This window comes from Synechococcus sp. CS-1333 (assembly GCF_025128015.1).
Classification (GTDB): Bacteria; Cyanobacteriota; Cyanobacteriia; order PCC-6307; family Cyanobiaceae; genus MW101C3.
Window position 1 is genome coordinate 92,435 of sequence record NZ_JAHLYO010000018.1, and the last position, 8,083, is coordinate 100,517.

An 8,083-nucleotide genomic window follows, 5' to 3' on the forward strand; every position below is an offset into this window, starting at 1 on the left:
TCACCAGCTCAACGCCCCATCCAGGCCAATGAAACTCTCTTCCAGAACACAGCTTCAGCTGATCCGCTCTCTCAACACCCGCCGCGGTATCGCCAAGGCGTTCACGCTCGTTGAGCTGATGATCGTTGTGGCGATCGTAGGCGTACTGTCCGCCGTGGCCCTGCCCACCTATCTGAACGCCCGTAACGCCGCCGCCGCCGGTGCAGCGGTAGGTGAGGCGATCGGTATTGCCAAAGAGTGCGCTACTGCTGCTGCCTCCGATATTGATACCGGTGTCACCTCAACTTCTGGTAATGTCACAGTGGCATGTGGCATTACTGGAGGCACTGTCATCGGATCTTTTGCTTCCGGTTCTTCCGGTGTCCGCTGCCTCACCGCCACGAGTGCTGCCGCTAACACCAAGGCCACCCTCACCGTAACCAACGCAGGTGGGATCTCCTGCGCCTTTGGTGCTTGATTGCTGCATCACGCAGCTTGTTTACCGAGCCCCTAACGGGGCTTTTTTGTTTCCAAAGTACTGGCGATTCGTTTTGCGATCATGACAGGTTAATGAAGAATTGTCAGTCAAGGCATAAGGTCATTGCGATGACTCTTTCATAGGCCAAATCCTTGTTATTGGCTTTGCCTGCCTTGGTAGTCATTTTCGCATAGAGCCCAATGAGTCTTGCCTCCGGGCCCCATGTTTCTCTGATTCGCTCTCTAGGTACCCACGGTGGCATCGCTAGAGCCTTCACGCTCGTTGAGCTGATGATCGTTGTGGGCGTCATCGGTGTCCTGTCTGCCGCGGTCTTGCCCACTTATCTCAATGCTCGAAGCGCCGCTGCTGCTGGTGCCGCTGTGGGTGAAGCCATCGGCTTTGCCAAAGAGTGCGCCACTGCTGCAGCTTCTGATATAGATACCGGTATCACTACCGGTTCTACGAATATCACCGTAGCTTGCACCACCGTTGGAGGAACCGTCAGTGTTACATTCACCGCTGGGGCATCCGGAATCCAGTGTCTTGCCGATAGCTCTGCTGCAACAGATAACACAGCAACGATCACTATTTCTGATGCGGGTTTGACCACTTGCATCTTTTCTTGACCTTTCTACAGCTCAATTAACAGCGGATTGGCCTGGGCGTGGCTAGTGATCATTTGGCTGAAGGCCGACTCCAGATGTTGGGTAAGATCTTTGCCATCAAAGAGTTGGCTCCCTAATACATCTGCCTGGAGAAGTTGTTTGCTGGCGCGCAGGGCGGGCACTGTGTTGGAGAGCTTGACCAGGGTTGCTGCAAATTCCTCTTCGGTCTCACAGATCCACTCCGGTTTCCCCAATCCGCTCACGATTGAGGCACTCATGCGGGCCGCCATTGTTTGGCCGCGAATGGCCACCAAAGGCACCCCCATGGCGAGTGCGTTGAACGCAGTAGTGGAACTACTCCACGGCGTGGTGTCCAGCGCGATATCAATCTGGTTGTGGCAAAGCATGTGCTCCAGCCAGGTTTTGGTCCATGGCAGGAAGCACACGCGGTTTCTCGCCACGCCCTGCCGCTCAAGTGATTCCAGTATCCGCTCGCGGGCCACCTCAAACACGGTGTTTCTGTCTTTGATCACCAGCGTGGCGGTAGGCACCGCTCGAAGGGCGCAGGCCCAGTGAGCCAGGGTTTCCTCTCTGATCTTTGCTACCTGACCAAACGAGCCCCATACAGGCGCTGCTGATTGTGCTGTTGAGATGGCTAGAGGCGGCTCTGCGTAGGGCATGCAGGCCAGCCAGGGGCGGGTGAGTCGCCAGGGGGTTTCAATGAAAAACGGATCCAATTCATGAGGTAGTAACTCATAATCGGCAAGAATGTAATCGATTGTGGCAAGGCCGGTAGTAGCGTGATATCCGATGTAATGGCACTGAATGGGGGCGCAACGTTGTGACAACAGCTTGAGACTGTTATGTTCGGTGTGGCCAGAGGTTTCGATCAGAATGTCATAGCTTCTTGAGCGAAGGAGCTCTCGTGCGGCTTCCTCGTCCTTCCCCTGCAAGTTGATGAAAGCACTAGCTTTGCTGGCCAGTTCAATCGTGCCAGATTCCTTCCTTTGGCTTGGAACAATGAGCTCCACTTCCAGGGTTTCTCGGTTGTAATAGGAGAGGAACGAATCCAGAAAGGTGCTCACCACATGGTGCCCAATCTCGGCAGAAAGAATGCCGATCCTTGGTTTGCTGCATTGTTGTGTGGCCTTGGAACTCGAGACGGCTTGATTGCTTACCTTGGATGTTCTTCTCTTTAATCGTGCTGCTTTCGATGCGTCTTTGGGGGTTGCAGCAGCCTCCTGGGCAAGTATGCCCCAGTATGCTTCCGAGGCACTCAATACTTCATTTCGATACCTTGTGCCGCCAATGGAGTAGGAGAAGAGCAGGCCTTCCCATCCTTCTGGATGGGTTGTGTTCAGGGAAATGGCTTGCTTGAACATCCCAATGGCTTCGTCCAGAAGGCCCTGATCTCGCTTGTAGATGGCGAGATTCACGAGTGCATCGGCAAACTCCGGGTTCAAAGTTACGGCGCTCTGCATGCTCCGCTCTGCCTCCACAAGGTTGCCAGTATTTCTAAATGCATTGCCTCTGGTAAAGTAGGCGTTGAAGTTTTCAGGCTCCAGCTTCAACACTTCGTCGCAGGCCGCAATTGTCTGAGTCATGTCACCAAGTTCCATCAGGCAACAGGCCTGCTCTAGCCATAGCTGAGCACAATTCGGCGAAGCAGATAGACAAACAGCGTTGGCAAGTGCCGCCTGCTCAAACAACCTGACTTCCCGCAGTGCGATGCTAAGACAGATGGCGGTGCTGGAATCACTGGGTTCTACCTCCAGCCTGCCTTGATAGGCCGCAATTACATTTGGGTAGAGCTTATTGTTGAGGCGTGCTGTATCAAGGAGTAGTGCAGGCTCGCTGGAGGTCAAGCTGAAATATCGCTTAAAGCAGATGAAGGCTCCCCACGCTCTTCCCAGTGAATAGAAAGAAACACCCTGATTGCGCAAGGCTAACTTGAGCTGCGGGTTGCAAGCGAGCGCTTTTCGGTACGATCTGATTGCTTCTATGGGATTGTTGGCATCTTGCTGGTAGACGATGCCGATGTTAAAGAAACCATTGGCGTGGTGGGGATCTACTCTGATGCTCTTGTGCAGGAGCTCCAACCCTTCTTGCTTTCTGCCGTTTAACCGGCAGAGATTGCCGAGGTTGCAATACACGCTGGCATCGCTGAAGCCTTCTGCAATCAGCTGGCGGTAGATCTGCTCGGCTTCCTCGTAATGCCCGCCCTGGCACAGCTCCAGGGCAGTGGCTTTGGAGGCCAACCAGCTCTCTTGACAACTGCCTTCCTCCGGCTGGATCTCTGGGCTGGCATCGCCTGAGCCTGATGGGTGGCTGTTGCCAGAGACATGATCGTGATGTTGATCCACCGCCATTGAAAGGGTGTCTGCCTGACTGGAACTGGGCCTAGTTTTGCACGGCAAAGTGAGGTGTCCATTGCTCAATGTCATTTCCTGTCAGGGTTTTGCGCCACCAGCCGCCGTTGGAGGAACAGTTGAGGTGTGAAACTGCCACATGTTTCATCGGCCCTGAGTCTGCACATCCCAAGACTGCTGAACAGCCACTGGTTCTCTCCACACTATGTCTGGATGGCAGTCATGGACACCCATGCCGCAAGATCTTGTAGATGGGATGTTCTGCCCTCCGTTGATCTGAGCTGAATTGATCTTGCCTCAAACTGTTGTCAGAGCCTTTGCCTGGCCTACTTTTCCTGAGTCTTTTGCCTGCCACGAGGGTTGATATCTAAGTGGATTCACCGACCACTGAATTCCCTGCTGAGCGAACCAGCCCATTGCCCGGGCCGGGCATTCAAGGGGCCACGCTTTCTGGCCGTTGGAAAGGACCTCTGCATAAGCCAGGCGCGTGGCGTCGTGGGCCGTGGTCTCCAGTCTGCCCTGACTGGAGACCAGCGAGAGCCGCCTTGACGCCGGTCAGCAGTGCCCCTGTCGCCGTCAGGTTTGAGGCGATCTGGTTGTTCTGGATCGAGCGGGGAGGTTCGGGTCCTCACGTTTGCAGCGGCCAGCTTCTTCTGCCAAGCAGGCGCCATTGACGAATACACAACCTCTGAATCCAGCGCGCACATCTATCTGGTCCAGCTCTTGGCAGAACCGTGCGGTTCGAAGTGGGAGTTCACCGGCCCCAGCTCTTTGATGAAACTGGCCGTCATGGCCTGCATCTCGCCAATAACCTACTCAATGCTGTTCGGTTGGTGCCGTATTGCCAAAGACTTGCCGCCATTGGCGGTGGGGCCTGGGACGCTTGGCTCGCAGCTGCGCGTCGTGCCGCAGCTGCGAATAAACTTTTGGGTTGTGATTCTCTCCTCTCATCACTGCTCTTCTGGCCGCAGCAGATGGTGAGAAGAGTTGTTAATTCCCTGGTGAGTGTTTTGTGACCAACGCAGCCGCCGTTGTCTCAGGGAGAACTGGCATAGATCCTGCCAAGACATGCTGATTCCAGAAAGTCAAAATCAATCAATACTGATCTCCATCCTTATAGTGGCCTTGCGCTGCATGTCGAACCCATGACTTCAATCCCTCTGTGATCCCTGGCCGATCGTAATGGGGTCCAACTATTTTCCCTCTCAAAAGGTTGAATGGACAGGGCTCATCTTTGGGCGAATTGAATAGTTGGTGCCTTGCTATTGCGGACTGCTGAGACTTAACTGTTGATTTCCAAAGAGTAGCGAGCCCAAGTATGGCTCGCAAAAGCCTGCGTCAAAGCGCTGATCTAGCTCGGCAAGCAACAGAGCAACCAAGTCCACAGAGTTGTAGAGCTCGTGCAAGAGGAAGCTCGCGGCTTTGAGTTGCCGCGTGTTCCAGTCGCTGAGGTGTCTAAAGTCTCGAACATAGATGGCGTCTCCCCACAGGTTTTGGCTGATCGCTTGAAGCGGTGCGTCTGTAATTCTCAATGGCATAAATGGCCTTCCTATCATGTAGGAGAAGCGATGAAAGACGAATCCTTGTGAGCGCAGAAAGGTGTCCACTTCGGCCATGAGAGGCTGGCCCTCGTAGAGTTCCACGAACTCAACCTCACATTGAACCACTGAGACACTGCGCAAGACATCTTGTGCATTCTGGAGAATCATCAGCTCGGCTCCCTGGGTATCTATCTTGATGAAATCTGCACCATGTGCTTCGCTGATGGCATCGAGGCGATGTGTTTGTACGGCTTCTTCTCTGACAACCTGCATCAATGAGCCAAGGGCTGGAAACAGATCAACTGTTGATCTGGCTGGTTTGAACAGAGAGGTTGTCATCGGTTCATTGGTGATGTACAACGTATGCTCATTTCCATCACCCAATGCCCATGGAAAATACAGCATGGCCGCTCCATTCGCTTTCGCTCCTGCATTCAGCTGATCACATGAGTCTTGTAAAGGCTCAAACCCGAGTACTTCTGCGCATCCAATGTGTGCCCATTTCTCCCAGCAAGGGAAACCACCACCCTTTATTGTCAAAGCGCCTACATCAATACAGCGCAGCCGTTGCTCCAGGCCTAGAAACTGAAACCAGGCAAGAGTGGATGCACTGGATTCATCAGGTTGTTCCGAAGCGCTGCTTGACGGCGTGGTTGTTTGCTCAAGTAGAGAATCGGTGGTATATGAGTCTGATGGGCCAAAGCGCTTTTGTACTAATTCAATTCGCTTCTGGATAGCCTGGTGGTCAAATCCGAGGCGCGATAACCGTTCCAGGTTTGGGGCTGCCGATGCACCTGTGAAAAAGCCAGAATAGCTTCCGAATTGTTCTACTGCTGACAAGCCAGCAGCTTCAAGCCAGGCATTGAGCTCGTTGGCGGGATCCACCGTGTCAAAATGTGGGTCGGGACAGAGAAAAGGTTCATCCCGCAAAGCATCTTTTCCCCTTTTGATCTCTGTAAGCATCTTGCTCAAAGATTGCATTGCTTGTTGGCGTTGTCCAAGTGCCAACGCCACTCTTGCAAGGCTTGCCCAGCGCGTGACAGTGCCCCTGATTTGGCATTCTTCATGAAGCAAGGCAAAGCTTCGAGTGAGCGCGCCATAGCGCCTGGCAATCGGTTCGCTGCCATCCTGCGAGATTCTCCATGCCGCCAGTGCTTGGCGAATCGTTGCCTGTTCAGGCTGATCAACCGTTGCAAGCCACTGCTGCCAAAGCCTCTGAACGTAAGGTTGCTCTTTTCCGCCACGGCTCCATGACTCATGCTCATCCACCTGATAAGCCTCGCAGATTTCCCTGTCCTCAACAAGCTTCCCGGCGGCAGCTAACAGCTTGATCCGGTCGGGTTTTGCTGCGAATAGATTGAGTAGGTATCCATCAACGCCATTGGTGGGATCAAAGGGAGCCAAAGCATCCAGCCCTGGAATGAGATAGAAGCACTGGTAGCCAATCTCCTGGAATCGGTCAACAAGATCAAGATGCAGTTCGATTCCAGCCTTCACTTCAAACATCACCAACGGTGAGAGATCCTCAAAGAAGCGCATTCCGCCAAGAATGATGCGCTCCTCCTCTCCTTCAGCATCAATCTTCAGTACATCCACCTCGGACCAGCCGAATTGTTCCAGGCAGGCATCCAGTGTGGTCACTGGCACCTCCTCTCCGGGCCCTGCTTCCGAAGCAGCGCCGCTTGAATCCAAGCTGGCCAGGCTGTTGAGCTCAGACTGCCCTGGCATCTGCAACCAGGCGGTGCCTTGCCGATTGGAAAGGGCCTGTTGCCTTACCTTCAGCCAGTTGATGCGATTGGCTGATGCACTTTCAGCAAGCAACTCTGCTGTGCTTGTGGCTGGCTCAAAGGCCCACACCTGCCCGGATGAACCCACTTTCTTTGCTAAAGACAGGGCGTAGACCCCGTAATTTGCCCCGATATCCACCACTGTATCGCCAGGCTTAACCAGCGCACGTAAAAACTTGATTTCATCTTCAAACCAGTCGCCCTGTTCCTGAAGCACATAAGACGTGATGTTGTCCAAAGAGTCAGGTACTACAACCTTGGTGCCATCCACCAGTTCAAGCATGATGGTGGGCGCCTGGTTTGCCATGAGTGGTGTTGTTCGCTAGTTGACCAAGCTACAGAATGATTTGGTCAAAAACCAAGTTTTATCGGGTTTCCATTGCTACCGAGGCTGAATGAACCCCGCTGATCTGCCTTCCCGGTTTTGACGGCACGCCAACGTGCTTCTCGGAAGCAGCCACACACTAAAGGTATGTGCCTGCAAGCTGGACTTTGTTGCTGTCCCTGATACTTCAAGCCCAATTGCGGGCTAATAACTCGCGGTATGCAGATCGGAACCCACGATGCAGCTCGTTGCCAGGAGGCGTTCCACATGTTGAGTATTCCTCCTGGTGTTTCAATGGCAGGTCACCACATGAACCTCCGGTGCGGCTGTCGAATCGACTCCTAACTGTGTTGCCTCTTTGGTTCTGCGTGGCGAGCTTTCCCGCCTGGCTGTTGACTGGCTCGGCCTGACTGTTCATGCCCCACTCGGTACGACGCCACTGGCTTGCGGTAAGCGAGCGAAGAAAGACACTGGACTCTGACTCGACCGAAATCCTACATTCGTGCTATCTGCCATGACAACGCTCACCTGTGCGACCGTGGCACCCGCTTATCTCCAGTCAACGACAAGTGAGTGGCTGTCGATTGATTGCCTCAAAGCGGTTCTTCCAGGTTTCCCACATTTCTGCTGAAGCTCCGAGCGCTTGAACTCTGTATTAATGGCTTCATCAATTGCAGCATGGAGGATGGTTGGTTTTCTTCTGGCACAACCTATGGGTTGATGATGACCAACCCAGCCCTCTATGAACAGTTCACGGCCTTTGACTGCATCCTCATCTATCAGCTGGATTCCCTTGTGGTTCGTCATGATCTGCAGGCGTGGTCTGCCTAGGCTTATGACCTCTGCAGTTCTTCCTGTCTGATGTGGATGGCTTTTACTGGACAGATTCGGCCCCTGACATCGTTAACCCCGGGCGGGAAGAACAGGGTTTGGTCTCAGTGTAGACCTCATGGGGAGTTTTGCTTCCCAATGCGCTGTGTGGTCTTACATGACCATACC

The 8,083-nt window shown here is 53.6% G+C and carries 5 protein-coding genes; 3 read left to right on the plus strand and 2 right to left on the minus strand.

Annotated elements, in window-relative coordinates; translation table 11 throughout:
- Window positions 1–28 precede the first annotated feature (28 nt).
- Both KQ303_RS08570 and KQ303_RS08575 read left to right on the plus strand, forming a co-directional pair.
- Entirely contained in the window at window positions 29–457 is a 429-nt protein-coding gene (locus tag KQ303_RS08570) for a prepilin-type N-terminal cleavage/methylation domain-containing protein (protein ID WP_259729969.1), read from the plus strand.
- A gap of 200 nt (window positions 458–657) precedes the next feature.
- On the plus strand, window positions 658–1,083 hold the full coding sequence (locus tag KQ303_RS08575) for a type II secretion system protein (RefSeq protein WP_259729970.1): 426 nt from the start codon (window positions 658–660) through the stop codon (window positions 1,081–1,083).
- A gap of 5 nt (window positions 1,084–1,088) precedes the next feature.
- Here KQ303_RS08575 and KQ303_RS08580 read toward each other — a convergent pair whose 3' ends face one another.
- Both KQ303_RS08580 and KQ303_RS08585 read right to left on the minus strand, forming a co-directional pair.
- Window positions 1,089–3,431, minus strand: coding sequence for a tetratricopeptide repeat protein (locus KQ303_RS08580; RefSeq protein WP_259729971.1), 2,343 nt, complete (start codon window positions 3,429–3,431; stop codon window positions 1,089–1,091).
- A 1,262-nt stretch (window positions 3,432–4,693) separates the two neighbouring features.
- A complete protein-coding gene (locus KQ303_RS08585) occupies window positions 4,694–7,066 on the minus strand; it encodes an FkbM family methyltransferase (protein WP_259729972.1) in 2,373 nt (790 codons plus the stop codon).
- 741 nt (window positions 7,067–7,807) lie between these two features.
- Between KQ303_RS08585 and KQ303_RS14775 the strand changes: the two genes are divergently transcribed.
- On the plus strand, window positions 7,808–7,915 hold the full coding sequence (locus tag KQ303_RS14775) for a DUF5672 family protein (RefSeq protein WP_399233285.1): 108 nt from the start codon (window positions 7,808–7,810) through the stop codon (window positions 7,913–7,915).
- Window positions 7,916–8,083 lie beyond the last annotated feature (168 nt).